We start from the raw sequence: 23,922 nt of genomic DNA, 5'->3' as shown, positions 1-23,922 counted from the left end.
GCAACTTGCCTTCCTCTCGCCCCGAGGGGTTTTGTCTATATCATCTGGCGGAATTACTTGCCTTCGTCCTGCCTTCAGGTGTTTTGCCTATATCTATTGGGGCAATTTGCCTTCCTCTCGCACCCAAGTACTTTGCCTTTATAAGATGGGAGCAGCACGCCCCATTCCCCGACAGAAGCGCCCCCTTTCCAGCGCCGAAAAGAAGCGCGCCATCGACCTCTCCATGTAACAAAACTGTCATGCAACCGCCATATAATGCCGCCAAGCCTAGCTCACATTGAGGTTTTGCATGTCATCGGAATCGATCAACCTGGTCATGGCGGGCAGTAGAAAACGCCGGATCAAGGACAAGTTGGCCAAGTACGGGGTCACCACGGGTGGTGGTCTGGTACTGGTGGCTCTATTGCTTATTTTCTTCTATCTGCTCTACGTGGTGAAGCCGATCTTCAATGGCGCCAGCATGGAAGCGACCTCCTCCTTCACGCTGCCGGTGCAGGGCAAGACCGCCTGGCTCGGCGTCGAGGAGCAGAACGAGATCGGTTATCGCTTCAGCGATCAGGGTCAGGTCAGCTTCTTCGCCGTCCAGGCCGATGGCAACCTCAAGGTGGGTCAGGTGCTGGGCCAGAGCCAGGTGGCCGGTCAGATCACCTCGGTCGCCGCCCCGGCACCGGGCCAGAAGCTCATCGCCTACGGCTTTGCCGATGGCAAGGCGCTGGTGGTCCAGCCCTCCTTCAAGGTCTCCTATCCCAATGACGTGCGGGTCATCGAGCCCAGCCTGCAGCATCCCTTCGGCGATGAGCCCATGGTGGTGGATCCGCAAGGCAAGGCATTGACGAGCATGGTGTTCGAGGCGACCAAGGACAAGATGGCCGCCGCCGCCGTGACCGAAGATGGCCGTGGCGTCATGACGGTGATGAGCGGTGAGGAGAATTTCCTCTCCGGGGAAGTCGAGTGGAGCAGTGAAAACTACGCCATCCCCTCCCTGCCGCGCCACGTGGATCAGATGCTGCTGACCCCGAATCTGCGGATCCTGTTCGTGCGCGATGGCAATCGCCTGTCTGTTTACGACATCCACAACCTGAACGATATCTCCCTGCGCGATGTCATGGAGATCAACGCCCCCGATGCCAACGTGGCCCGGGTCGAGCTGCTCTCCGGCGCCTCCTCCCTGCTGGTGGGCAATGACAACGGCGTCATCTCCCAGTGGTTCGAAGTGGCGAAGGATGGCAAGCGCCAGTTTACCCAAATTCGTGACTTCAAGAGCGATGGCGCCGTGGCGCTGCTGACCCCCGAGCATTTTCGAAAGGGCTTCATCAGTGCGACCCAGGATGGCACCATCAACTTCTTCCACGCCACCGGCGAAGCCAAGCTGCTGACCGAGAAGGTGGAAGGCGGGGCCCTGGCGGCACTCGCCATCTCTCCCCGTCACAACCTCTTGCTGGCCCAGCAAGGGGATGGCTTCAAGCTGTTTGATGTGGAGAACGATCACCCCGAGGTGACCTGGTCCGCCCTGTGGCAACAGGTGTGGTACGAGGGTTATCCCGAGCCGCAATACGTCTGGCAGTCCACCTCCGCCAGCAACGATTTCGAGGCCAAACTGAGCCTGGTGCCCCTGGTATTCGGTACCCTCAAGGCCTCCTTCTACGCCATGGTGTTTGCGGTGCCGCTCGGCGTGGCCGGTGCCATCTACACCGCCTACTTCATGTCGGCCGGCCTTCGCAAGTACGTCAAGCCGACGGTGGAGATCATGGCGGCCCTGCCGACCGTTATCCTGGGCTTCCTGGCCGGTCTCTGGCTTGCCCCCATCATCGAAGGGGCCCTGCCCGGCGTCATCCTGCTGTTGATCCTGCTGCCCATGGGCATGCTCTTGACGGCGCTGGTCTGGAACTACCTGCCGGAGCGTGGCCGCACCTGGCTGCCGGACGGCTGGCACGCCATCTTGCTCATTCCGGTGCTGCTCGTCATCGGTTGGGGGGCCTTCTCTTTGAGCCCGCTCATCGAGAACGCCTTCATGCACGGGGATTCGCGCATCTGGCTGACCCACGAGATGGGCATCAAGTTTGACCAGCGCAACTCCCTGGTGGTCGGTATCGCCATGGGCTTCGCGGTCATCCCCACCATCTTCTCCATCGCCGAAGATGCGGTCTTCTCGGTACCCAAACACCTCACGCAGGGCTCTCTGGCTCTGGGGGCGACACCCTGGCAGACCCTGAGCCGGGTGGTGATCCTGACCGCGAGCCCCGGCATCTTCTCGGCCGTGATGATGGGCCTTGGCCGCGCCGTGGGCGAGACCATGATAGTGCTGATGGCGACCGGCAACACCCCCATCATGGACTTCTCCATGTTCCAGGGTCTGCGTACCCTGGCGGCGAACATCGCCGTGGAAATGCCGGAGTCGGAAGTGGGCAGCTCCCACTACCGGGTGCTCTTCCTCGCGGCCTTCGTCCTGTTTGTATTCACCTTTATGTTCAACACCCTGGCAGAGTTCGTGCGTCAGCGGCTGCGTGAAAAATACAGCTCTCTGTAAGGAACGACTCTGTCATGGACAAGGAATCGACAATGGGTAAGTGGTTTAAATCAGGGGCCCCCTGGATCTGGATGACCGGCGGTGCCGTCAGCCTGAGTCTGGTTGCCGTACTGGGCCTGTTGCTGCTGATAGGCTGGCGTGGTCTGGTCTACTTCTGGCCTCACCCCATCTATGAATGGCAGTTGCAGGATGAGCAGGGCAACAAGAGCGTGCTCATCGGCGAGATCAACGATCGCGAGCTGGTACCGGTGGAGCGGCTGCGTTCAGCCGGGTTGGCTCTGGAGGGGGAGGAGCGCGAGCTGCTGACCCGCTATCTGGTCAAGACCGGCAACCGGGAGTTCGTCGACCTCGATTTTCGCTGGATCCTGGAGACGGACATCCAGTCCCAGACCCAGCCGGCCGAGCTCGCCATGGTCGAGCGAACCACCAACGGCAACTTCTACGGCTACATCGTCGGGGTGAAGGAGGATGGCAAGGCGCTGAGCCAGGATCTGCATCCCGCCCTCATCCGGGTGCTGGAGCGCGCCAACGCGCTGTCCGAGAAAGCCAATGACCTGCAAAAGGGTGACATCGGCAGCATCAACTACCAGCTGGAGCGGCTGCGCCTGAAGGAGCGCAAGGCCGAGCTGGAAGGCCAGCTGACCGATGCACTCAAGGCCGAGATGGAGGCCGAGCGCAAGGCACTGAACGACAACTATCAGGTGCTGGAGAAGGAGCTCTTCTCCCTGCGCACCCAGGCAGACAGAGACAGCATCACCGTCAAGGACATGCGCGGCGAGCTGGTGACCATGCCCATGTCCAAGGTGCTGGATGTGGTCTGGCCCAACGACATGAGCCTGCCGGCCAAGGTGGGACACTGGTTCCATCAGATAGGCAAGTTCATCTCCGATGATCCCCGTGAAGCGAACACCGAGGGCGGGGTCTTCCCGGCCATCTTCGGCACCGTCTTCATGGTCCTGCTGATGGCTATCATCGTGACCCCCCTCGGGGTGGTGGCGGCGGTCTACCTGCACGAATATGCGGGCAAGAACAGCCTGACCAAGATCATCCGTATCGCGGTGATCAACCTGGCCGGTGTGCCGTCCATCGTGTACGGGGTGTTTGGCCTGGGCTTCTTCGTCTATACCCTTGGCGGCTCCCTGGATCAGCTGTTCTACCCGGAAGCGCTGCCGAGCCCGACCTTTGGCTCCCCCGGCGTCATCTGGTCGGCCCTGACCCTGGCCATCCTGACCCTGCCGGTGGTGATCGTCTCCACCGAAGAGGGGCTGGCCCGGATCCCGAGTACCATACGTCAGGGCTCCCTCGCTCTGGGGGCAACCCAGGCCGAGACCCTGTGGCGCATCGTGCTGCCCATGGCGAGCCCGGCCATCATGACCGGCCTCATCCTGGCCATAGCACGGGCGGCCGGTGAAGTGGCCCCCCTGATGCTGGTGGGGGTGGTGAAGCTTGCTCCGACGCTGCCGATGGACGGCAACTTCCCGTACCTGCACGTTGAGCGCAAATTCATGCACCTGGGCTTCCATATCTATGATGTCGGCTTCCAGAGCCCGAACGTCGAGGCGGCGCGCCCCTTGGTCTACGCTACCTCCTTCCTGCTGGTGACGGTGATCGTCGGTCTGAACCTGACCGCCATCGGTATTCGCAATCACCTGCGCGAGAAATTCCGCTCTTTGGAACATTGATGCAGGTGAACCTGATCGACATCACGGGCATCCGCAACCACTTGCGCGAGAAATTCCGGTCGCTGGAACACTGATCCGGCTGATCCAGACTGAGATTGGCGATGTGCGGCCCAGGGGCCGCCATCCAGAGCAACCCATGAAACGGTCGCTGGAATTGCTCCGGCCACCTTGAAACGATTTGAGGCAACAGATGATCAACGTAACACCGAACTCGACCCAGCACACCGCGACCGACCTGCTCAACCTGAGTCCGGAGCAGACCGCCCTCGAGGTCAAGGATCTCAACCTGTACTACGGCAACAAGCAGGCGCTGTTCAACGTCAACATGAAGATCCCCAAAGGGCAGGTGACCGCCTTCATCGGCCCGTCTGGCTGCGGCAAATCCACCCTGCTGCGCTGCATCAACCGGATGAACGATCTGGTGGATATCTGCCGCATCGAGGGGGAGATCCAGCTGCATGGCCACAACATCTACGACAAGAGCGTGGACGTCTCCGCCCTGCGTCGTCAGGTGGGCATGGTGTTCCAGCGTCCGAACCCCTTCCCGAAGTCCATCTACGAGAACGTGGTCTATGGTCTGCGCCTGCAGGGCATCAACGACAGACGTACCCTGGATGAGGCCGCCGAGCGTTCCCTGCGCGGCGCGGCCTTGTGGGAAGAGGTGAAGGATCGTCTGCATGACAACGCCTTCGGCCTCTCCGGTGGTCAGCAGCAGCGTCTGGTCATCGCCCGCGCCATCGCCATCGAGCCGGAAGTCCTGCTGCTCGATGAACCGACCTCGGCACTGGACCCCATCTCCACCCTGACCATCGAGGAGCTGATCAACGAGCTCAAGAGCCAGTTCACCGTGGTCATCGTGACCCACAACATGCAGCAGGCGGCGCGGGTGTCGGATCAGACCGCCTTCATGTACATGGGCGAGCTCATCGAATACTCGAACACCAATACCATCTTCACCACCCCGGCCAAGAAGAAGACCGAAGACTACATCACCGGTCGTTATGGCTAAGGTCGTCGCAGGGAACAGGGGCATGGGCCATGAAGCGCATGAATATCAGGAACAGATTGGCAGTCGGTTCAACGGCTAAGGCATAATCGGAGCATCAAGGATTACTCGTATGGATAATATGAACCTCAATAAACACATCTCCGGTCAGTTCAATGCCGAGCTGGAGAACGTTCGCAATCAGGTGCTGGTGATGGGGGGCCTGGTAGAGCAGCAACTGACCGACGCCATCGCCGCCATCCACACCCAGGATCTGGATGCGGCGCGCAAGATAGTGGCCAACGACCACAAGGTCAACGCCATGGAAGTGGCCATTGACGAGGAGTGCACCCGCATCATCGCCAAGCGCCAGCCCACCGCCTCCGATCTGCGTCTGGTGATGGCCATCATCAAGACCATCACGGATCTGGAGCGGATCGGCGACGTGGCGGACAAGATAGCCCGCATGCTGACCGACAACGCCAACAAGCCACAGCCGCCGCTGGTGTCGCTCGAGAACATGGGGCGTCGCACCATCAAGATGCTGCACGACGTGCTGGACGCCTTCGCCCGCATGGATCTGGACGCCGCCATCATCGTCTACAAGGAAGATGACAAGGTGGACCGGGAGTACGAGTCCATCATCCGCGAGCTGATGACCTACATGATGGAAGATCCCCGCACCATTCCCCAGGTGCTGAACGTGCTGTGGGCGGCACGGGCCATCGAGCGGGTCGGCGATCGCTGCCAGCACATCTGCGAATACATCGTCTACTACGTCAAGGGCAAGGATGTCCGCCATACCAAGGCGGACGAGCTGAGTGACTTGCTGGGCAAGCATTGAGCAAGGAGTGAATAAAAAGGCGCGTAAAGCGCCTTTTTTGTTGCATTGAGTGGCATCTTAAGATAACGCCCCCGGACGGGGCTTTATCTGCTAGAATATGGCCCCTGTGTGAGTCCCGGATGGACTCACGGCCCGGTCTCCCGGGCCCAGTTTGCCGTCTTGTGTCAAGGCGGCTGTCGCAATAGGTCAATCATGAGTTTTGCCGATAGTCTGTTTTTACTGATGTTGCTGGTCGCCAGCAGCGTGTTCTTCTCTCTCTCCGAGATTTCTCTCGCCGCCTCCCGCAAGATCAAGTTGCAGGTGATGGCCGACGAGGGCAACCGCCATGCCGAAAAAGTGCTGGCGCTGCAGGCCCAGCCGGGCAATTTCTTTACCGTGGTGCAAATTGGCCTCAATACCGTCGCCATCCTCGGCGGTATCCTGGGGGAATCGGCCCTGAACCCCGCCATCAAGGCGCTTGTCTCCGAGTTTTATCAGGGCCCCTGGCTCTCCCAGATAAGCTCGGCCGCCTCCTTCGTGTTCGTCACCGGCATGTTTATCCTGATAGCGGACTTGATGCCAAAACGCCTCGCCATGACCATGCCGGAGCGGGTCGCCGTCATCGTCGTGCGCCCCATGATGCTGTGCGTCACCCTGCTGATGCCGCTGGTGTGGCTGTTCAACGGCATGGCGAACGGCCTGTTCCGTCTGCTGCGCGTCTCCATGGTACGCAACGACGAGATCACCTCTGACGACATCTATGCGGTGATGGATGCAGGCGCCGAGGCCGGCGTCATCCAGCGTGAGGAACATCAACTCATCGAGAACGTGTTCGAGCTGCAATCCCTCGGGGTCACCTCCGCCATGACGGCGCGGGAAAGCCTCATCTACTTCACCCTGCAGGAGGGGGAGGAGAGCATCAAGGCGAAGATCGCCGAGCACCCTCACAACAAGTTCCTGGTCTGTGACCACAACCTCGACAGCATCAAGGGCTTCGTCGATGCGAAAGAGCTGCTGATCCGCGTCATCAGCGGTCAGAGCATCGATCTCAACAGCGGCTCCCTGGTGCAGAACGTCATCATCATCCCCGATACCCTGAACCTCTACGAGGCGATGGAGTACTTCAAGAATCATCGTGGCGATTTTGCGGTGGTGATGAACGAATACGCTCTGGTGGTCGGGATTGTCACCATGAACGACCTGATGAGCACAGTGATGGGGGAGTGGGCCACCCACGTGGTGGAAGAGCAGATCGTCCAGCGGGACGAGAACTCCTGGCTGGTAGACGGGGTGACCCCCATCTCCGACGTGATGCGAGCCTTCGACATCGAGGAGTTCCCGGAGAACCAGAACTACGAGACCATCGCCGGCTTCATCATGTACATGCTGCGCAAGATCCCCAAGCGCACCGACTCGGTGAAGTACGCGGGCTACAAGTTCGAAGTGGTGGACATCGACAGCTACAAGATCGATCAGCTGCTGGTGACCCGGGTCGAACCCATTGCCGCCGAGAAGCTGCCGCAAGAGTCACACCCGGCAGCCTGAGTGGCGGACACTCATGCCGGTGGATAAAAATGGCCCTGTATGGGCCATTTTTCGATATTATGCGCGCATACCCCTTGCAGGGGCCGGGCGACAAGCTGCCTGGCCAAGTGGAACCCATGAATGGAAACCATAGTGACCGAGAAGGTCGTTCAGGAGTCATGAAGATGCCGTCTTATTCCCGTGCCCTTGGCTGTGTGGCCCTGGCCCTTGCCCTCGGGGCTTGTAGCCAGAGCGCGCCGCAAAAGCCAGCCGCCACTCCCAAACCCGCCGCCCCCAAGGCTGCCGTGGTGGCACCCCAGCCCGATCCCGATGCGGTGGTGCAAAGCGCCGTGGCGGAGCCGAATCCGGTGTTCGACGAGGAGTACCATGGTCCGGATCAAGGGTCGCTCGAGTCGGTGACGGCCCTGTTTGCCCGGGGTTACATCGAGTCGGCCATGCGCGAGACCATGCTGGCGGCGGTGCACAGCGACTATCCCCTGCTCGGTATGCGAGACGTGCGCCTGACGGATCCCGTCTCCAAGTTCCTCACCTCGGCCCAGGCCCGTACCACGGCCCACGATTACCTCTACGCCGGGGTGCAGCGCAGACTGGGTCGTCCCCTGAGCCCGGCCCAGTGGGAGCAGATCTGGCAAGGCTACTCCCAGCAGGGGCGAGTGTCCGACTGGGTCAAGCAGACCAAGCGGGTACTGGCCGGGCGTTGAGCCGCCAGCTGACTTCGTTGTGATGAGGCCACCCTTGGGTGGCCTCATTTCTTTCCAACGCTGAACCGGCTCAGGAGGCGGATGGGCCGGTTGGTTTACCGAACAGCACCGCGAGTTTTTGCCGCCAGGGTAGACCACGGGCGTCTCTTAGCATGTCGCGCCACTCGTGGAAGGTGAGGGTGAGCGGGTTGAAGCTGTGGATGGGCTTGGTAATGCCGAAGCGACATGGCTCGGCCGGGTCTTCTTCCACGAAGGTGCCAAACAGCCTGTCCCAGATGATGAGCACGCCGGCGAAGTTGCGATCGATGTACTTGGCATTGCTGGCGTGGTGCACCCTGTGGTGGGAGGGGGTGTTGAAGAGCGCCTCGAGCCAGCCCAGCTTGCCGACCACCTGGGTGTGAACGAAGAACTGAAAGCCCAGGCTCAGCAGCACGGTGGCGACTACGGCCTCGGGCGGGAAGCCGATGAGGATCATGGGGATCCAGAACAGCCACATGCCGGAGACCGGATACATCAGGCTCTGACGAAAGGCGGTGGAGAGGTTGAGGCGCTCCGAGCTGTGATGCACCACGTGGGAGGCCCAGAGCCAGCGCACATGGTGGCTGGCGAAGTGGAACAGCCAATAGCATAGATCCTGCAGCAGGAAGAGCAGCAGCAGGCTCCAGACATTGAGTTCGATGTCGAACAGGCGCCAGCCCCAGAGGCCGTCGTAGAGATAGGCGATGGCGATGGCCGCCAGTGCATCCCCTCCTTGGTGCATCAGCGCCAGGGAGGCGTTGGCGAACAGATCCCGCCATTGATAAGCGGCGCTCGGAAAGGCGGTGCCATGCTTGCGCAGGTAGAGCATCTCCCAGACGACAAAGCCGAGGAAGAGGGGGGAGAGGTAGAGCAGCAGTAGTTGGACATCCATGTCAGCCATCCGGTTGGACCAGTTGGCTCCCAGCATACCGAATGAATGTAAAATTTCATTAACATTTCATGGGGCCAGCGCGGCGGATGATGGGCTGGTGCATAAGGCAGAGGGAGCCAAGGCTCCCTCTGTGGTGTTCGGCGATGCCGTGTTACAGCACCTGGCTCAGGAACTGGCGCAGGCGCGGGGAAGGGGGATTGTCGAAGAAATCGCCGGGCTTCTCATCCACCAACAACTCGCCGCTCTCCATGAACAGCACCCGGTCGGCGACCTCGCGGGCGAAGCCCATCTCGTGAGTCACCACCACCATGGTCATGCCCTCTTTCGCCAACCCCTTCATCACGTCGAGCACCTCCCCCACCATCTCGGGATCCAGCGCGCTGGTGGGCTCGTCGAACAGCATGATGCGCGGCTGCATGGCCAGCGCCCGGGCGATGGCCACCCGTTGCTGTTGACCACCGGAGAGCTGGGACGGGTAGCTCTGGGCCTTGTTGGAGAGTCCGACCTTGAGCAGCAGCGCCTTGGCTCTCTCCTCCGCCTCCTTTCGGGAGAGGCCGCGCACCTTCTGGGGGGCCAGACTGATGTTGTCCAGCACACTGAGGTGGGGGAAGAGGTTGAAGGACTGGAACACCATGCCCACCTCTTCCCGCAGCTTGTTCACGTCCCCGGGCTCGGTCAGGCTGATGCCGTCCACGACGATGTGGCCGTCGTTGATGGTTTCGAGCTGATTGAGGGTGCGCAGGAAGGTGGATTTTCCCGAGCCGCTCGGGCCCACGATCACCACGACTTCCCCCTCGGCTACCTGGGTGCTGACGTTCTTGAGAGCATGGACCTCGCTGCCGTAAAACTTCTCGACGCCCGTCGCCTTGATGATGGGATCAGTGGCTTTCTGCATGTGTCACCTCCAGCGGATGGACGAGGAAGGTGTGGGCAAGGTGTCTCGACAGCGGTCGGGTTTGCATATCAGTTGCTTTTCGCATATTTCACCTCGAGACGGCGGACCAGGAAGGAGAGGGTACCGGTGAGCACCAGATAGAGCAGGGCCACGGTGAACCACACCTCGAACGGGCTGAAGGTGGAGCTCACCACCTCGCGTCCGGCCTTGGTCAAATCCGTGATGGAGATGACGGAGACCAGGGAGGAGTCCTTGATGAGGTTGATGAACTGGCCCGCCAGCGGCGGCAGCACGCGCTTGAAGGCCTGGGGCAGGATCACGTAACGCATGGTCTGGGCCGAGGTCATGCCGAGGCTGCGGCCTGCCTCCATCTGCCCCTTGTGGATGGAGCTGATGCCGGCTCGCACGATTTCCGCCACATAGGCACCGGTAAACACCGCCAGCGCCGCCACCCCGGCGGTGAAGCGATCCAGATTCAATACGGTGCCGATAAAGAAGTAGACGATGAAGATCTGCACCAGCAGTGGGGTGCCGCGAATAAGCTCCACATAGGTCACCGCCAGGTTACGCAGGGCGGGGTTGGGGGAGAGTCGGGCCAGGCCTGCCAGGGTGCCGAGCAGGATGGCGAAGACTCCGGCCACCAGGGAGAGTTTGACCGTGACCCAGACGCCCCAGGCGATGGGGCCGGCGGTCCAGCTGAGTTGGGAATCGAGCGTATCACCGAGGAAGATGGTATCCCCTTCGGCCACTTGTGCACCCTGGGGGGCGATGGCCTGGCGACGGCTGGCATCGGCATCGTCTTGCAGGAAGAGCTGACCCTTCTCGGCGACCACGGTGCCATCAAATTCGGCGAAATGTTTCTGTTCGGCCTGGTAGGCGATGTATTGGGGAATACGTTCCCAGCGCCAGGTGTAATCCACTGCCTGTACGGCCTTGTAGATGCCGAAGATGGCGGCCAGCAGCATCAGCAGGAAAACGCCTTGCCAGAGCAGCTGATTGGGTTGTTTTTCCATCTGTCTTGCGGGTTTGGGGTTGATCACTGTCACAACCTCTCTTGTCGTTATTGTGTGGGGGTCTGCGTGAAGGGGCGGCGGACCGCCCCTTGAGAGGTGTTATTTGAGCTGGTTGAGCCAGGTAGTGGATTCAAACCACTTCTTGTAGAGACGGTCGTAGCTGCCGTCGCCCTTGATTTGGCGCAGGTAGTTGTTGAACCAGTTGAGGGTGTCCTGATCGCCTTTGCGGATGGCCCAGGCCAGCGGCTCGAAGGTGAACGGCTTGTCCAGGTGCACCACGGCGCCGGCATTCTGGGAGGCGAAGATGGCGTTGTAGGGCAGGTCATAGATGAAGGCATCGACTTTGCCGTTGATCACTTCCAGCTTGGCGTCATCCTGGGTTTCAAACTGCAGCAGGGTAGCTTTCGGGATCATGCGTTTGACCGCCTGTTCGCCGGTGGTGCCGAGCTTGACCGCGATCTTGTATTTGGGATCGTTCAAGTCCTGGAAGGATTTGATCTCGTTCGCTTTGTCCTTGCGCAGGACGATGGTCTGGCCGACGACGATGTAGGGATCGGCGAAGTTGACGCGTAGGTTGCGCTGGGGAGTGACCGTCATGCCGCCCATGATGACGTCGAACTTGTCGGTCAAGAGGGCGGGGATGATGCCGTCCCAGGCGGTGTTGACGAACTCCACCTTCACGCCCATCTCCTTGGCGACCATCTTGGCGAGATCCACGTCAAAGCCGATGTATTGGCCCTGCTTGTTGGTCATTTCGAAGGGTTGATAGCCGGCGTCGAAGCCGACCCGCAGTACACCGCGCTCCAGCACGGCGTCCAGGGTTGAGCTGGGAGCGGCGTTGGCCAGCCCGCACAGCAGCAGGGTAGAGAGAATGAGTTTTTTGATCATATCGGTGACGTCTCTGTCGAAAGTGTGTTCGGCCTTGAACCTGCTCCCGTGCGACTCCATGGCACAAGAGACTGCTGCATCCGGCAACAGGCAAGACAGGATTATTGTCTTGGGTCGGGCAAAAGCCCCATATGAGATTCTATGAATGGTCTGCTGAGTGAAAAATGTACCAAAACTTGATTGTGCTAGAAGACTCAATAAGTTAGTCGCACTTTTCCCTCGTGGCTTGACTCATAAAAGCACACGAAAACAACATATCTATCTAAGCGCGCGGGTTCAAGTGCAAAACGCCGTCGAGGTCGTTTTGTGCCACTTTCCCCCGGCTTGCGGGGATCAAACGAGCTTGTTTCACCCGTATTGTGTCGCCGGATGACACTGGCAGTCGGGTGGTGGCTATCCCTTGATGACGACGTCCTGCCTGTGGAGGAGGACGTGTCACGGCTCAGCTCAGGGCTGTGATGGGGAGCCTCGGCGCCTGGGCCTTGAGGAAGGGGAGTAGCAGCAGGGCCGAGACCCCGGCCGCTACCGAGATCACCACGAAGAAGCCATTCCAGTGCCAGATCTCCAGCACCCGGGCCAGGGGATAGCCCGCCAGCGCCGCCCCCATGTAGGCAAACAGGCCGACGAAGCCGGTGGCGGCTCCGGCGCAGTCCTTGTGGGAACACTCGGCGGCCGCCATGCCGATCAGCATCTGGGGCCCGAACACGAAGAAGCCGATGGTGAAGAAGCAGGCCGCCTGCATCACATAGCTGAAGAAGGGCATCAGCCACAGGGAGCCCACCGAGAGCAGTATCCCCACCGCGAAGATGAGGTTCATGGGACCCCGGTTGCCGTTGAACAGCTTGTCCGATCCCCAGCCCGCCACCAGGGCGCCGATGAAGCCTCCCACCTCGAACATGGAGATGGCGGAATTGGCGCTCATCAGGTTGAAGCCGCGTTGCTCCGTCATGTAGAGGTTGCCCCAGTCATTGATGGCGGTACGCACCACATAGACCAGCACGTAACAGCAGGCCAGCAGCCAGATATAGGGGTTGCCGAGCACGTATTTGCGCAGGATTTGGCGTGGGGTGAGACCGGTATCCTGGGTCTGCTGGGCGATTTCCAGCGCATCGCTTCGCCACTGTCCCACGGTGGGCAGCCCCAGGGTGCTCGGGGTATCCCGCAGCCGCCAGCAGAGGAAGAGCCCCGCCACAATGGCGAGGAGGCCGGGCACTATCATGCCGTAGCGCCAGCCATGTTGCAGGGCGATGGTGCTGACGATGAGGGGAATGAGGGCGCCGCCCACATTGTGCGCCGTGTTCCAGACCGACCACCAGGCGCCGCGTTCGGTGCGTGAATACCAGCTGGTGAGGAGCTTCGAACAAGGAGGCCAGCCCCAGCCCTGGAAGAAGGCGTTGGCCGCCATCAGGGCCGCGAACAGCCACAGCGATGACGACAGCCCGAACAGTATGTTGATGACCCCGGTCGCCATCAGTCCGATACCCATGAAATAGCGGGGGTTGGCCCGGTCGCTGATGATGCCGGAGAGGAACTTGGACACCCCGTAGGTGAGGTAGAACAGGGTGCCGAGCAGGCCGATGTCGGCCTTGTCCAGCAGACCCTGGGCCAGCATCTCCGGCATGGCGAAGTTGAAGCTCTTGCGGGTGAAATAGAAGACCGCATAGCCCAGATACATGGTCAGCAGCAGGTGGATGCGCCAGTGGCGATAGGTGGCGTCTATCTCGCGTTTGTCCCGCAGCGGCGGTGCGGGAGGATGACTCTTGATGAAATTCAGCATGAAGGAGTCCTGCGTGGGCGTCTAAGGTCACGCATCCGGCGCCTCCCGTTTACGGCTGGGCAGCGAGAGCGTCAGCTGGGTGCCGTGCAGGCAGGAGAGCTGCAGCCTGCCCCCGAGCGCCTGCACCCGCTCGCGGATGCCGAGCAGGCCATAACCCTGGGGCGCGTGTTCGGGCAGACCGCAGCCGTCGTCTTCCAGTTGCAGCAGCAGCTGGCCACCCTGCTGACAGGCCTGGATGCGCACCGAGCTGGCGTTGGCATGCTTGACCACGTTGTTGAGCCCCTCCTGGCAGACCCGAAACAGGGTGACCCGCTGGGCATCGGAGAGATCGCTGTCTCCGAGCCGCCACTCGAGGCGGGTGACGATGCCGCGGCGCTCCAGTTCCAGCTCCCGCAGCAACCCCTGCACCGCCTGCTCCAGGCTCATGTCGTCGAGCTGACGGGGGCGCAGGCGACCGAGCAGGCCGCGCACCGCGTCATAGATGCCGAGCGATAGGGTGTCGATGAGGGCGCTGCTCTGGCCGACACCGGGGTTGTCCGGCGCGAGACGCCGCACTATGCCCGCCTGGGTGCGAATGGCCGTGATGGTCTGGCCGATATCGTCGTGCAGCTCCCGGGCCACCTCTTTGCGGATGCACTCTTCGGTCTCCAGCAATCGCTCGGTGAGCTGGCGATTGTGGGCGAGCTGCTGAGTGAGTGCCTGGTTGAGCTCTCGCTGGCGCTGGATCCCGGCGCCGAGCAGCAGACCGGTCAGACTCTGGGCCAGCAGGGAGAGCAGCAGATCCAGCGGGTGCTCGTGCCAGGCCTGGCCTGCCATCAGCGCCACCGTGTTCATCAGGGTGGCGAGCAGGGCGCCTTGCCAGCCGTAGCGCCAGGCCATGGCCATGATGGGAATGGCGAGGCAGAACGGCGTGAAGCGCACCAGGGAGTCCGGCAGGCCGAGTTGCAACCCCAGGCTCAGCACGAACAGCAGCAGATACCAGAACAGGTGACGAAAGCGCCAGTCCACTGGCTGATCGATGAGGGCGGGGCCGAGGGGCACCCAGGTGGCGCGGGTGAGATAGTGCCAGATCAGCATGCAGGTGGAGGTGAGCGTGAGCCCGCCGGTCAGGGTCAGCAGCAGGGCGGTGAGCGCCGCCTCCCCGGCCAGATGCCAGAGCAGGGATTGCAGCAGGGCCGCCGCGGTGACGGTGGCGAGCAGCACCAGCAGTTGCTGCCAGTCGTTGCGCACCGGCTGGCGACGGGCGATGAGCAGGGGCACCAGGGTGAGCAGGCTGCCGGCTTCTATCCATGGCCACAGGGGGATCCCGACCTCCCTGTCGAGCCAGTAGAGCAGCAGGGCCTCGCACAATAGCAGCGGCGGCCAGTAGGGGAGCGGGCTTTGCAACAACAACCCGAGCCGAAGGCCGAACGGGAACAGCAATACCGCCAGGGCCGGGTGCTCCACCAGGTGCAGGCCGATGCTCCAGAGGCAGAACCAGCCGGCGGCGAAGATGAAGCTGGCCGCCAGCGAGATGGCGGCATAGCTGGCGAGACGGGGGATCACCAGCTGTCCAGCATGCGGTGGGCCAGCTCCACGTTGTTGCTGACCTTGAGCTTGTCCATCAGGTTGGCGCGGTGTACGTGCACCGTCTTGGGGGAGAGGCCGAGCTGCTCGGCGATGGCCTTGACCTCCAGCCCGCGGGCCAGCAGCTGCGCCACCTCCCGCTCCCGGTTGGTGAGGGGATCCCGGCTGTTGCAGGCGAGCTTGTGGGCGATGTCCGGGGTCAGGTAACAGCCCCCCCGGGCGGCGGTGCGCACCGCGGCGATCAGCTCATCCGGGCTGCAGCGCTTGGAGAGAAACCCCTTGGCACCCGCCTGCAGGGCCTGTTCCACCAGGGCGGGGCTGTCGTGCACCGACAGCATCACCACGGCGAGGCTGGAGGGGAGTTGCCTGAGCAGTTCCAACCCTGAGCCGTCCGGCATGGAGATGTCGCACACACAGAGCTGGACGCCGCTGCCGGGCAGGCCGGCGAGGGCTGCATCGGCCGAGCCGAATTCGGCGACGACCCGCAGATCGGGTTCCAGGTTGAGCAGTTGGGCGAAGCCGGAGCGGACTATCTGGTGATCGTCGATGAGGGCAATGTTTATCATGGTGTCGGCCTGAAGCTGTGGCCAGGGCTGGCGCGGCCAACAAGATACCCGTGGTGCCACCTTGGCTCAAGGGAAAGGGCAAACGGTGAGCAAGATAAGTGACCGGACGGGCGGGAGGTTTGATCCGGATCAGGCGGTACGCCCTTCCGCAGAGGGGAAGGGCGCCTGGGTGATCAGCGGTGCAGCTCGCCGGCGCGCTCGGGCTGATAGACCACGTCCAGGATCTCCACCTGGATGGTGCGACCGGCGGGGCCCGGCCAGGCGATGCTGTCACCGACCTTCAGCCCGAGCAGGGCGCTGCCGACCGGCGCCATCACCGAGATCTTGGTCTCGTCGCCCAGTGCATCCTTCGGATAAACGAGAGTTAGGCAGAATTCACTGTCGTTATTTTGCATTTTAAAGCGAACTGTACTGTTCATGGTGACCACGTCCGGCGGCATGTCGGCGGGTTCACGGATCTCGGCGCGATCCAGCTCCTCTTGCAGGGCCAGGTGCTGGGGGTGGTTGCCGAGCAGTTGTTCGATACGATCGAGATCCAGGCTGGAAATCACGAGATGTGGCTGTTTCATAGGGCATTCCTTATCAATGGCTGACAAGACCAGGATGACGGGCAAGCTGGTCGAAAGATAAATCGGGATTGTGTAACGAGATCGCAAGCGCGATGCCCCCGAGCGACTCGCGCTGCAGGGCGAGGGCGGGGGCTCAACGGGGTGTGAGCGGACTGGAAAAAATCATGAGTGCTTTCATGTGGATACCATAACCATTCCCACAGGCTTTGGCAATGTCAGGGGGTCTGGTAGTCGTACTGCTTGAGGATGCGGGCCAGTGTCCCGTCGGCTCGCATCTCATGGATGACCTGACGCCAGCGCGCCGCCTCCTTGGGTGGAAAACCGGGATGGGCGGCCAGGTAGAGCGGCGTGGTCTGCAAGGTGTCACCCCGCACCAGGTCATTGAGGGGCAGGCCCGCCTGTCTCTGGGCATAGCGGGCGGTATTCCAGGCCACGGCCCAGACCTGAATGCGCCCACGGGCCAGTTTGTTGGCGTTGTTGAGCTCCTCGGCGACCGTCTCGACCCGTTGCTCGGGCAGCGTCCGGCTCAGGCTATGGCCATAAGAGCCGCGCATGGCGCCGAGTGACAGGGAGGGCAGTTCACCGACCGTGACAGGGGCGGGGTGATGGTGGCGGTGCGTCACCAGCACGAAAGCCTCGTCCAGCAAGGGGGTTATCCAGAGAAAACGGGGGGCGCGCTGGGGGCTCTTGACGGGGGGCACCAGCAGGACGTCCGCCCGGTATCTGGCTTGCTCCACGGCGCGGACCATGGGCATCAGCTCGATGTGCAGGGGTTCATGCAGTCGGCGCGCCGCCTCTTCCAGCACTTCAATGACCATGCCGCTCGGCGCCCCCTGTTGTGACTGGATGACATAGGGGGGCACCTGTCCGGCGATGACGGTCACGGCGCCGGCGCAAGGCACCAGCAGCCAGAACGAGCATGATAAAAGCAGAGTGCGCAGCGACATGAGCAAGGGCCCGACAGAGAATGGCGGGAGTGTATCATGATGCTGGGCAGGCGTACCGGGGCGTGCTTATCCGCTAATCGAAGAAGTCCCGCAGATCCAGCGTCTGGTAGCCATCGAGCTGCTGCCAGGGCAGGGTCTTTGGCAGTGACTTCGGGGTCACTTCCATCCGGTAACTGCGATAACCATCCAGACTCGCGGACTCCACCACCAGGGGGAGTTGCCACTGACTGGACCAGAGGATGCGGGTGCGCTGCTTGCCCTCGCGTTTCTCATACCAGCGGGCCTGGGCGGGGGCTGCCTCGTCCAGTGGCGTCATGCCCTGCAGCAGGGCCGGATCCACCAGGTAGCGGATCTTGTCCCAATTGGGGGTAAAGCCGACCTGGCCGTACTCCTCGGGAGGAACGTCCACCAACTGGTTGTGCCAGGCGTCGGCGTAGCGCAGTTGCAGGCCCTCATCGCTCTGGCTGACCCAGCGGGCCGCCATCTGGTGGGTGAAATGCTTGTGGCCCGGATTGGCGTCATGGGTGGCGTGATAGGCGCGGGCCAGGGGAATGGGGATGAGCCGCTGGCTCCACACCTGGTTGCCGACCCGCATCCATTTTTCTTGCCAGTGGCTCTCCCGGGCGATGCCATCGGCACCGGTCACCCGGTTCTGGTAGCTGATGCGGGTGGCCAAGTCCGGAACGTCGTCGAAGTAGGCCTGGCTTATCGCGGGGCTGGCGAGCAGCCAGAGAGGAAACAAGAGTCGAATCATAAGCATCGCTCGAAAGAGCAGGGGCCAGCGTTTATCGGCTGGCCCCTGCCGTTTACAGACCGAGCGCCTCCCGCAACTTGCCGAACACGCGGGTGTTGTCGAGGGTGCCCTTGAAGCGGTCGCTGCCGGCACCGCCCGCGAACAACATGACATCTCCGCCGCCGTGGGTCTCGGAGCCGAGCTTGACGCCGGTCTCCTGCAGATAGTCATCCGCCATCACCTGATCGCTGGTGAGGATGGGGCGAACGTCGTGACGGGTAGGGCCGTTGCCGAACACCAGGGTGGTGAAGGGTTTGCCCTGGGCGTCGTTCTGGGTCGAACCATCCTCATTTTTCACCAGATCCAGCACGGGGTTGCCCTTGGCGGAGTAACCGTTGATGGTCATGGTGTGGTCGTGATCCGCGGTGACCACGATCAGGGTGTTGGCGAGATCCACCTTGGCCAATGCCGTCTTCACCGCCTCGTCCAGAGCCACCGCATCGGTCAGCGACCGTTTGGCGTTGGTGGCGTGCAGGGCGTGGTCGATGCGTCCCCCTTCCACCATCAGGAAGTAGCCCTCGCTGTTCTGACTCAAGAGATCGATCGCCTTGGCGGTCATCTCGGAGAGGGACGGCTGGGTGTTGGCCGCGCCCTTGGCGACCCGGTCCAGCTCGTAGTCGAGGTGTGACTTGGCACTGAAGAGCCCCAGCACCTTGCCGTTTTGCACCTTGGCGAGATCGCTCTGGGTGGTGACGTATTGATAACCCTGGGCACTGAGCTCCTTGGTGAGATCCCGGCCATCGGCGCGGCCCCCCTTGTTGCTGGCACTATAAGGGGTCCAGTGATTGGCACCGCCCCCCAGCAGTACATCCACCCCATCCCCGAGGGCGGTGTTGAAACCGGCGCCGCCCGGCACCGCCTGCTCGGCGATGGCATAGGCTGCATCCCGGTGGCAGATGTGGGAGTAGGTGGCGGCCGGGGTGGCGTGGGTCAGCTCGGTGGTGGTGACGGCGCCGACGGACTTGCCCGCCGCCTTGGCCAGCTCCAGCAGGGTGGGCACCGGGGTGCCATTGTCGCTGGTGCAGTTGTTGACGCCCTTGTTGCCATTCACATCTTTGCCCGGCGCCACGGCCTGGGTCTCGCTGCTCATGGCAATGACCTCGTTGTTCATCTTGACGCCCGTGGTGTAGGCCGCCATGGAGGGGGCCGAATCCGTGGTCTGGGCATCGTTGGAGAAGGTCTTGATGCGTGCGCTACGGGGCAGTTTCATGATCTCCAGATCCCCCTCTTCACCGACCTTGAACAGGCGGGTGGCGGTGAGGACGGTGGGACCCATGCCGTCACCGATGAAGAGGATCACGTTCTTGGCGTCGCTGGCCTGGGCCTGGCCCGCCAGGGCTCCCAGCAGGGCGGTGCAGACGAGGGTTTTATTCATGGCTGATTTCATCAGAATGCTCCTTACAGCTTGGCCGCAGCCTTGACCTTGCCGAACACGGCGGTGTTATCGAGAGAGCCGTGGAAGCTGTCCGCTCCCTGGCCGATGGCGCCGAGGAAGACGTCGGTGCCGCCATGGGTTTCGTTGCCGATGTCGCCGGTGCTGACCACCACCTCCTGGTGGTAATCGTCGGCGGAGACGGTGGCGTCATCGAGGGCGGCCACGCTGCTGCGCGGGCCTTCTACCCGGTTGTAGCCGTTGCCAAAGCCGATGATGGTATAGGGCATGCCGTCGGCGTCCTTGCTGGGTTCGCCATCGGTGTAGTTCTTCACCAGCCCGAGCACGCCCGGGTTGCTGGCAGTGGTCTTGCCGGTACGCTTGGCATAGCCGTTCAGTACCAGGGTATGGTCATGGTCGGCGGTGACCACGATCAGGGTATTCTGCAGTTCGGGGTCGGTTTTCTTCACCTCAAGGATGGCGGCCTTGATGGCGTCATCGAAGGCGATGGTGTCCTGCAGGGCGCGCTTGGCGTTGGTGTCGTGCAGGGCGTGATCGATGCGTCCCCCTTCTACCATCAGGAAGTAACCCTTCTCCTTGCCCTGGAGCTGCTTGATGGCAGCCAGCGTCATCTGGCTCAGGGAAGGCTCGCTGGCCGGTCTGTCCAGGTCATATTTCATGTGGCTCGAACCGAACAATCCCAGCAGCGGCTTGCTGGCATCGGCTTGGTTCAGCTCGTCGAGGGTGCTGGCAAACTGATAGCCCTTGGCCTGCATCTCGCTCACCAGGTTGCGACCATCGGTGCGCTTGCCCTTGTCGGCGGTGGGCAGGAAGAAGCTGCTGCCGCCCCCGAGCACCACGTCCAGTCCCTCTTTCAGGGCCCCATTGTAGCCAGCGCCACCCGGAACCAGCTGGGCGGCGATGTCGGCCTCCAGATCCCGGTTGCAGATGTGGGCATAGGTGGCGGCCGGGGTGGCGTGAGTCACCCGGGTGCTGGTAACGATGCCGGTGCCGCGCCCGTCAGCCTTGGCCAGCTCCAGCAAGGTGGTGACCGGCTTGCCGGCACTCTGGTTGCAGTCGGCCTCCTGGGTGGCGTCGCTGTCCATGCTGATGACGCCGTTGTTGCTCTTGACCCCGGTCATGTAGGCCGCCATGGAGGGGGCCGAGTCGGTGACCTGGGCATCGTGGGAGTAGGTCTTGATGAAGGCCGTCTCCGGCAGGGTGTCTATGGTGAGATCCCCCTCTTCACCGACGCCGTAGATACGGGCCGCGGTCAGGGTGTTGAGGCCCATGCCATCGCCGAGGAAGAAGATCACGTTCTTGGCGCGGGGTTCGGGGGGATTGCTGTCGTTTGTGGAATTGCAGCCAGCGGCCAGGGCGGCGCCGATCATCAATGCAAGTCCTGCCATCTTTCTCATTGGGGTTCGCTCCTTGTAAAACCTGAGCGCAGCCTAGAGGGGCCGGATGACACTTTTAGTGAAATTGGATGACAATCCGATGAAGGTGTTAGCTAAATGTTATGTTGTATCAATAGCTTATTGATGATGGCCCTGTCAGTTTCCCGCCCTGAATAAAGGCGGGCAGGGGGAGCCAGCGGCTTGGTGGTTTGCTTTTATCTGACTAGAATCACCTGTCAAATTGCGGCGCCAACGGGTAAAATGCGCCCCCTTGCGACGCCAGACGTCCGCCATCGCTCGCCGCGCGTTCCCGCAAGCCAGCGCCCGCAGCCCTTACAGAGAGTCACGGATATGTCCATCAACTGGTTCCCCGGCCACATGCACAAGGCCCGCAAAGAGATTGCCGAGGTCATGCCCCAGGTCGATGTCATCATCGAGATGATCGATGCCCGCATCCCCTTCTCCAGCGAAAACCCGCTGGTGCCCGAGCTGCGGGGGGATACGCCGGTGATCAAGGTGCTGAACAAGGCGGATCTTGCCGACCCCGAGATCACCGAGCTGTGGGTAGCACACATGGAAAAAGAGAAGGGGATCAAGGCGTTGCCCCTGACTCAGCAGGAGCCGGAGAAGATCAAGGCGCTGCTGACCCTGTGCCACGAGATGCTGCCTGAGCGCAACTTCGACCTGCGTGGCGTGCGGGCCATGATCATGGGCATCCCCAACGTGGGCAAGTCCACCCTGATCAACACCCTGGCGGGGCGCATCATCGCCCGTACCGGCAACGAGGCGGGGGTGACCAAGTCCCAGCAGCGGATCAAGCTCGACAACAACGTCATCCTGACCGATACCCCGGGGTTCCTCTGGCCCAAGCTCAATCCGCCCTCCTGCGGCTACCGACTGGCTATCACCGCCGCCATCAAGGACACGGTGTTCGACTATGCCGACATCGCCATGTTCGCCGCCGATTACTTCATCAAGGCGTACCCCGAGCGTATCAAGACGCGCTACCAGTTGAGCGAGCTGCCACAAACCGAGATCGAGCTGCTCGAGCTCATCGCCCGCCAGCGCGGCTTCATGCGCAAGGGGGGGCTTGCCGATCTGCACAAGGCGTCCGAGATCCTGGTGAACGAGTTCCGTTCCGGCATGCTGGGCCGCATCTCCCTGGAAACGCCGGAGATGGTGGCCGCGGAGATCATCGAAGCGGATGCCGAGGCCGAGCAGAAGGCCAAGGAGAAGGCGGAGCGTGAGGAGCAGCGCCAGGCCCGCGCCCGTCGCAAGTACGCCAAGAAACGCTGAGGTGAGGGTTCCCTTGCTGGCGTGGCTTCGCCACCGACTGACACACAAAGCGCCTGCGGGCGCTTTTTGTTTGGCCCACAGTTTTCTGCAACCTCGCCTCCTCACACTCCCTTTTTATACTGGCCGTCGCCATTGCCCATGGGAGGAGGGCAACCCCTGCTTAAGGCCCTCGCTTTATATAGAAACCGCCAGATAATCAGCAGGATATAAACAAGGTTCAGATGGCGCTTGTTGAGCCGCGCTGTGGGCACCAATCCCTGGCCTGAAAAAATCCCGCCGACGCCCTCTCTGAGCGATTGACAATGGTTTTGGCGGTGGCATGATGCGCTCGCATTTTTGCCTCTCCCCACGGTTTTATCCATGACCACATATACCCGGCCAGTGCTGTTATTGCTCTGTGGCCTGCTGCTGCTGACCCTGGCCATCGCGGTGCTGAATACCCTGGTACCGCTCTGGCTGGCCCATGAAAAACTGCCAACCTGGCAGGTGGGCATGGTCAGCTCCTCCTATTTCAGCGGCAACCTGCTGGGCACCTTGTTGGCGGGGTCGCTCATCAAGCGGGTCGGCTTCAACCGCAGTTACTACCTGGCCTCCCTGCTCTTCGCCGCAGGCTGTGTTGGCCTCGGGATCAGCCTCGAATTCTGGAGCTGGCTTGGCTGGCGCTTCCTCGCCGGGGTCGGCTGCGCCATGATCTGGGTAGTGGTGGAGAGTGCGCTGATGTGCAGCGGCACCGCCCACAACCGTGGCCGTCTGCTGGCCGCCTACATGATGGTCTATTACGTGGGCACGGTGCTGGGGCAACTCCTGGTGAGCAAGGTGCCGACCGGGCTGATGGCAGTATTGCCCTGGGTCACCGGTCTGATACTGGCGGCCAGCTTGCCATTGTTGTTCACTCGCATCGTCAATGCGCACGGGGAACAGCAGAGCACCACCCTGGTCTGGCCCATGCTGCGCCTGCGATCGGCCCGTCTCGGGGTCGATGGCTGCATCATCTCCGGCATCGTGCTGGGATCCCTCTATGGCCTGATGCCGCTCTACCTGAATCATCAGGGCGTGAGCGACGGGGGCATCGGCTTCTGGATGGCGGTGATGGTGAGTGCGGGCATCCTGGGGCAGTGGCCCATCGGCCGTCTGGCGGACCGGTTCGGACGCTTGCCGGTGCTGAGGGTACAGGTGTTCGTGGTGATCCTGGGGGCCCTGGGGATGCTCGGCAACGCGGCCATGGGGCCGACCTTGTTCATCCTGGGGGCGGCGGGATTCACGCTCTATCCGGTGGCCATGGCCTGGGCCTGCGAGAAGGTCGAACAGCATCAGCTGGTGGCGATGAACCAGGCGTTGCTGCTGAGCTATACCATCGGCAGTCTGCTGGGGCCGACCCTGACCGCGATGCTGATGCAGCGTTACTCGGATAACCTGCTGTTCGTCATGATAGCCTGCGTCTCCTTCATCTATCTGTTGATGCTGCTGCGCAAGATGGGGACACACAGGACGCCGGTGGCTCATGCCTGAGGGTGGGCAAAGGAGCCAGATATCGGGCCGTCAATCGGCTAGCCAATCCTGGGGGCTAGCTGAGCCGTCACTGTTGTGCTTTATATAAAGAAGAGGGGGGCCCCCGGGCGCGCGGGGGGGTGTGGGGGTGGGGGGGCGCGGCGCCCCGCCCCGCCCCCCCC

Annotated in this window: 20 protein-coding genes; 8 read left to right on the top strand and 12 right to left on the bottom strand. The window is 62.0% G+C overall.

Going from position 1 to position 23,922, the window contains the following annotated elements:
• Nucleotides 1-289 precede the first annotated feature (289 nt).
• From ACW5W7_RS00100 to ACW5W7_RS00075, 6 genes are all read left to right on the top strand, one after another.
• Nucleotides 290-2,527, top strand: a complete 2,238-nt coding sequence (locus ACW5W7_RS00100; protein ID WP_349918464.1) for a phosphate ABC transporter permease — start codon at nucleotides 290-292, stop codon at nucleotides 2,525-2,527.
• Between the two features lie 32 nt (nucleotides 2,528-2,559).
• Nucleotides 2,560-4,209: a phosphate ABC transporter permease PstA gene (pstA, locus tag ACW5W7_RS00095; RefSeq protein ID WP_349918463.1), complete on the top strand. Its 1,650-nt coding sequence runs from the start codon at nucleotides 2,560-2,562 to the stop codon at nucleotides 4,207-4,209.
• A gap of 190 nt (nucleotides 4,210-4,399) precedes the next feature.
• Nucleotides 4,400-5,218: a phosphate ABC transporter ATP-binding protein PstB gene (pstB, locus tag ACW5W7_RS00090; protein WP_349918462.1), complete on the top strand. Its 819-nt coding sequence runs from the start codon at nucleotides 4,400-4,402 to the stop codon at nucleotides 5,216-5,218.
• Between the two features lie 109 nt (nucleotides 5,219-5,327).
• The gene (gene phoU, locus ACW5W7_RS00085; RefSeq protein WP_349918461.1) at nucleotides 5,328-6,038 is read left to right on the top strand and encodes a phosphate signaling complex protein PhoU; all 711 of its coding nucleotides are present in this window, start codon (nucleotides 5,328-5,330) and stop codon (nucleotides 6,036-6,038) included.
• Nucleotides 6,039-6,230: 192 nt separating this feature from the next.
• The gene (locus ACW5W7_RS00080; RefSeq protein WP_434663015.1) at nucleotides 6,231-7,562 is read left to right on the top strand and encodes a CNNM domain-containing protein; all 1,332 of its coding nucleotides are present in this window, start codon (nucleotides 6,231-6,233) and stop codon (nucleotides 7,560-7,562) included.
• Between the two features lie 158 nt (nucleotides 7,563-7,720).
• Nucleotides 7,721-8,263, top strand: coding sequence for a hypothetical protein (locus ACW5W7_RS00075; protein WP_349918459.1), 543 nt, complete (start codon nucleotides 7,721-7,723; stop codon nucleotides 8,261-8,263).
• A gap of 70 nt (nucleotides 8,264-8,333) precedes the next feature.
• Here the strand turns inward: ACW5W7_RS00075 and ACW5W7_RS00070 are convergent, their stop codons facing one another.
• From ACW5W7_RS00070 to ACW5W7_RS00015, 12 genes are all read right to left on the bottom strand, one after another.
• Nucleotides 8,334-9,173, bottom strand: coding sequence for a sterol desaturase family protein (locus tag ACW5W7_RS00070; protein WP_434663012.1), 840 nt, complete (start codon nucleotides 9,171-9,173; stop codon nucleotides 8,334-8,336).
• Between the two features lie 151 nt (nucleotides 9,174-9,324).
• The gene (locus tag ACW5W7_RS00065; RefSeq protein WP_349918456.1) at nucleotides 9,325-10,068 is read right to left on the bottom strand and encodes an amino acid ABC transporter ATP-binding protein; all 744 of its coding nucleotides are present in this window, start codon (nucleotides 10,066-10,068) and stop codon (nucleotides 9,325-9,327) included.
• A 68-nt stretch (nucleotides 10,069-10,136) separates the two neighbouring features.
• Nucleotides 10,137-11,081 (bottom strand): amino acid ABC transporter permease, encoded by a 945-nt coding sequence (locus ACW5W7_RS00060; protein WP_349918455.1) that lies wholly within the window; start codon nucleotides 11,079-11,081, stop codon nucleotides 10,137-10,139.
• 99 nt (nucleotides 11,082-11,180) lie between these two features.
• Nucleotides 11,181-11,969 (bottom strand): transporter substrate-binding domain-containing protein, encoded by a 789-nt coding sequence (locus ACW5W7_RS00055; protein ID WP_349918453.1) that lies wholly within the window; start codon nucleotides 11,967-11,969, stop codon nucleotides 11,181-11,183.
• A gap of 442 nt (nucleotides 11,970-12,411) precedes the next feature.
• Nucleotides 12,412-13,746 carry an MFS transporter gene (locus ACW5W7_RS00050; protein ID WP_434663009.1) on the bottom strand — a complete coding sequence of 445 codons (1,335 nt, stop codon included), beginning with the start codon at nucleotides 13,744-13,746 and terminating at the stop codon, nucleotides 12,412-12,414.
• Nucleotides 13,747-13,773: 27 nt separating this feature from the next.
• Nucleotides 13,774-15,291: a signal transduction histidine-protein kinase/phosphatase UhpB gene (gene uhpB, locus ACW5W7_RS00045; protein ID WP_456500349.1), complete on the bottom strand. Its 1,518-nt coding sequence runs from the start codon at nucleotides 15,289-15,291 to the stop codon at nucleotides 13,774-13,776.
• A complete protein-coding gene (uhpA, locus tag ACW5W7_RS00040; protein WP_349918449.1) occupies nucleotides 15,288-15,878 on the bottom strand; it encodes a transcriptional regulator UhpA in 591 nt (196 codons plus the stop codon). The genes uhpB and uhpA overlap by 4 nt, the downstream gene beginning before the upstream one ends.
• Before the next feature lie 173 nt (nucleotides 15,879-16,051).
• Nucleotides 16,052-16,447 carry a nucleoside diphosphate kinase regulator gene (gene rnk / locus ACW5W7_RS00035; RefSeq protein ID WP_434663006.1) on the bottom strand — a complete coding sequence of 132 codons (396 nt, stop codon included), beginning with the start codon at nucleotides 16,445-16,447 and terminating at the stop codon, nucleotides 16,052-16,054.
• Nucleotides 16,448-16,662: 215 nt separating this feature from the next.
• Entirely contained in the window at nucleotides 16,663-17,394 is a 732-nt protein-coding gene (locus ACW5W7_RS00030) for a substrate-binding periplasmic protein (protein WP_456500348.1), read from the bottom strand.
• 73 nt (nucleotides 17,395-17,467) lie between these two features.
• Nucleotides 17,468-18,148 (bottom strand): hypothetical protein, encoded by a 681-nt coding sequence (locus tag ACW5W7_RS00025; protein ID WP_456500347.1) that lies wholly within the window; start codon nucleotides 18,146-18,148, stop codon nucleotides 17,468-17,470.
• 52 nt (nucleotides 18,149-18,200) lie between these two features.
• A complete protein-coding gene (locus ACW5W7_RS00020) occupies nucleotides 18,201-19,574 on the bottom strand; it encodes an alkaline phosphatase (protein ID WP_456500346.1) in 1,374 nt (457 codons plus the stop codon).
• Between the two features lie 11 nt (nucleotides 19,575-19,585).
• Complete coding sequence (locus ACW5W7_RS00015; RefSeq protein ID WP_456500345.1) at nucleotides 19,586-20,977, bottom strand: alkaline phosphatase; 1,392 nt, start codon at nucleotides 20,975-20,977, stop codon at nucleotides 19,586-19,588.
• Between the two features lie 330 nt (nucleotides 20,978-21,307).
• Between ACW5W7_RS00015 and ylqF the strand changes: the two genes are divergently transcribed.
• Together ylqF and ACW5W7_RS00005 are read left to right on the top strand one after the other, a co-directional pair.
• Complete coding sequence (gene ylqF / locus ACW5W7_RS00010; protein WP_349918440.1) at nucleotides 21,308-22,252, top strand: ribosome biogenesis GTPase YlqF; 945 nt, start codon at nucleotides 21,308-21,310, stop codon at nucleotides 22,250-22,252.
• Between the two features lie 360 nt (nucleotides 22,253-22,612).
• Entirely contained in the window at nucleotides 22,613-23,761 is a 1,149-nt protein-coding gene (locus ACW5W7_RS00005; RefSeq protein WP_456500344.1) for an MFS transporter, read from the top strand.
• The last annotated feature ends 161 nt before the right edge of the window (nucleotides 23,762-23,922 follow it).

The sequence above is a fragment of the Aeromonas intestinalis genome, assembly GCF_054052485.1.
The sequence above is the reverse complement of the archived record's forward strand: the minus strand, read 5'-3'. Positions and strand labels throughout refer to the sequence as shown.

Excerpts from the sequence above, each read along its gene's own strand:
- ACW5W7_RS00005 (WP_456500344.1), top strand. The coding sequence starts at position 22,613 with ATGACCACATATACCCGGCCAGTGCTGTTATTGCTCTGTGGCCTGCTG.
- ACW5W7_RS00100 (WP_349918464.1), top strand. The coding sequence starts at position 290 with ATGTCATCGGAATCGATCAACCTGGTCATGGCGGGCAGTAGAAAACGC.
- pstA (WP_349918463.1), top strand. The coding sequence starts at position 2,560 with ATGGGTAAGTGGTTTAAATCAGGGGCCCCCTGGATCTGGATGACCGGC.
- ACW5W7_RS00055 (WP_349918453.1), bottom strand. The coding sequence starts at position 11,969 with ATGATCAAAAAACTCATTCTCTCTACCCTGCTGCTGTGCGGGCTGGCC.
- uhpA (WP_349918449.1), bottom strand. The coding sequence starts at position 15,878 with ATGATAAACATTGCCCTCATCGACGATCACCAGATAGTCCGCTCCGGC.
- ACW5W7_RS00065 (WP_349918456.1), bottom strand. The coding sequence starts at position 10,068 with ATGCAGAAAGCCACTGATCCCATCATCAAGGCGACGGGCGTCGAGAAG.
- pstB (WP_349918462.1), top strand. The coding sequence starts at position 4,400 with ATGATCAACGTAACACCGAACTCGACCCAGCACACCGCGACCGACCTG.
- ACW5W7_RS00050 (WP_434663009.1), bottom strand. The coding sequence starts at position 13,746 with ATGCTGAATTTCATCAAGAGTCATCCTCCCGCACCGCCGCTGCGGGAC.
- ACW5W7_RS00070 (WP_434663012.1), bottom strand. The coding sequence starts at position 9,173 with ATGGATGTCCAACTACTGCTGCTCTACCTCTCCCCCCTCTTCCTCGGC.
- ACW5W7_RS00025 (WP_456500347.1), bottom strand. The coding sequence starts at position 18,148 with ATGATTCGACTCTTGTTTCCTCTCTGGCTGCTCGCCAGCCCCGCGATA.
- ACW5W7_RS00030 (WP_456500348.1), bottom strand. The coding sequence starts at position 17,394 with ATGTCGCTGCGCACTCTGCTTTTATCATGCTCGTTCTGGCTGCTGGTG.
- ylqF (WP_349918440.1), top strand. The coding sequence starts at position 21,308 with ATGTCCATCAACTGGTTCCCCGGCCACATGCACAAGGCCCGCAAAGAG.
- ACW5W7_RS00060 (WP_349918455.1), bottom strand. The coding sequence starts at position 11,081 with ATGGAAAAACAACCCAATCAGCTGCTCTGGCAAGGCGTTTTCCTGCTG.
- ACW5W7_RS00015 (WP_456500345.1), bottom strand. The coding sequence starts at position 20,977 with ATGAGAAAGATGGCAGGACTTGCATTGATGATCGGCGCCGCCCTGGCC.
- ACW5W7_RS00080 (WP_434663015.1), top strand. The coding sequence starts at position 6,231 with ATGAGTTTTGCCGATAGTCTGTTTTTACTGATGTTGCTGGTCGCCAGC.
- ACW5W7_RS00075 (WP_349918459.1), top strand. The coding sequence starts at position 7,721 with ATGAAGATGCCGTCTTATTCCCGTGCCCTTGGCTGTGTGGCCCTGGCC.
- ACW5W7_RS00020 (WP_456500346.1), bottom strand. The coding sequence starts at position 19,574 with ATGAAATCAGCCATGAATAAAACCCTCGTCTGCACCGCCCTGCTGGGA.
- phoU (WP_349918461.1), top strand. The coding sequence starts at position 5,328 with ATGGATAATATGAACCTCAATAAACACATCTCCGGTCAGTTCAATGCC.
- rnk (WP_434663006.1), bottom strand. The coding sequence starts at position 16,447 with ATGAAACAGCCACATCTCGTGATTTCCAGCCTGGATCTCGATCGTATC.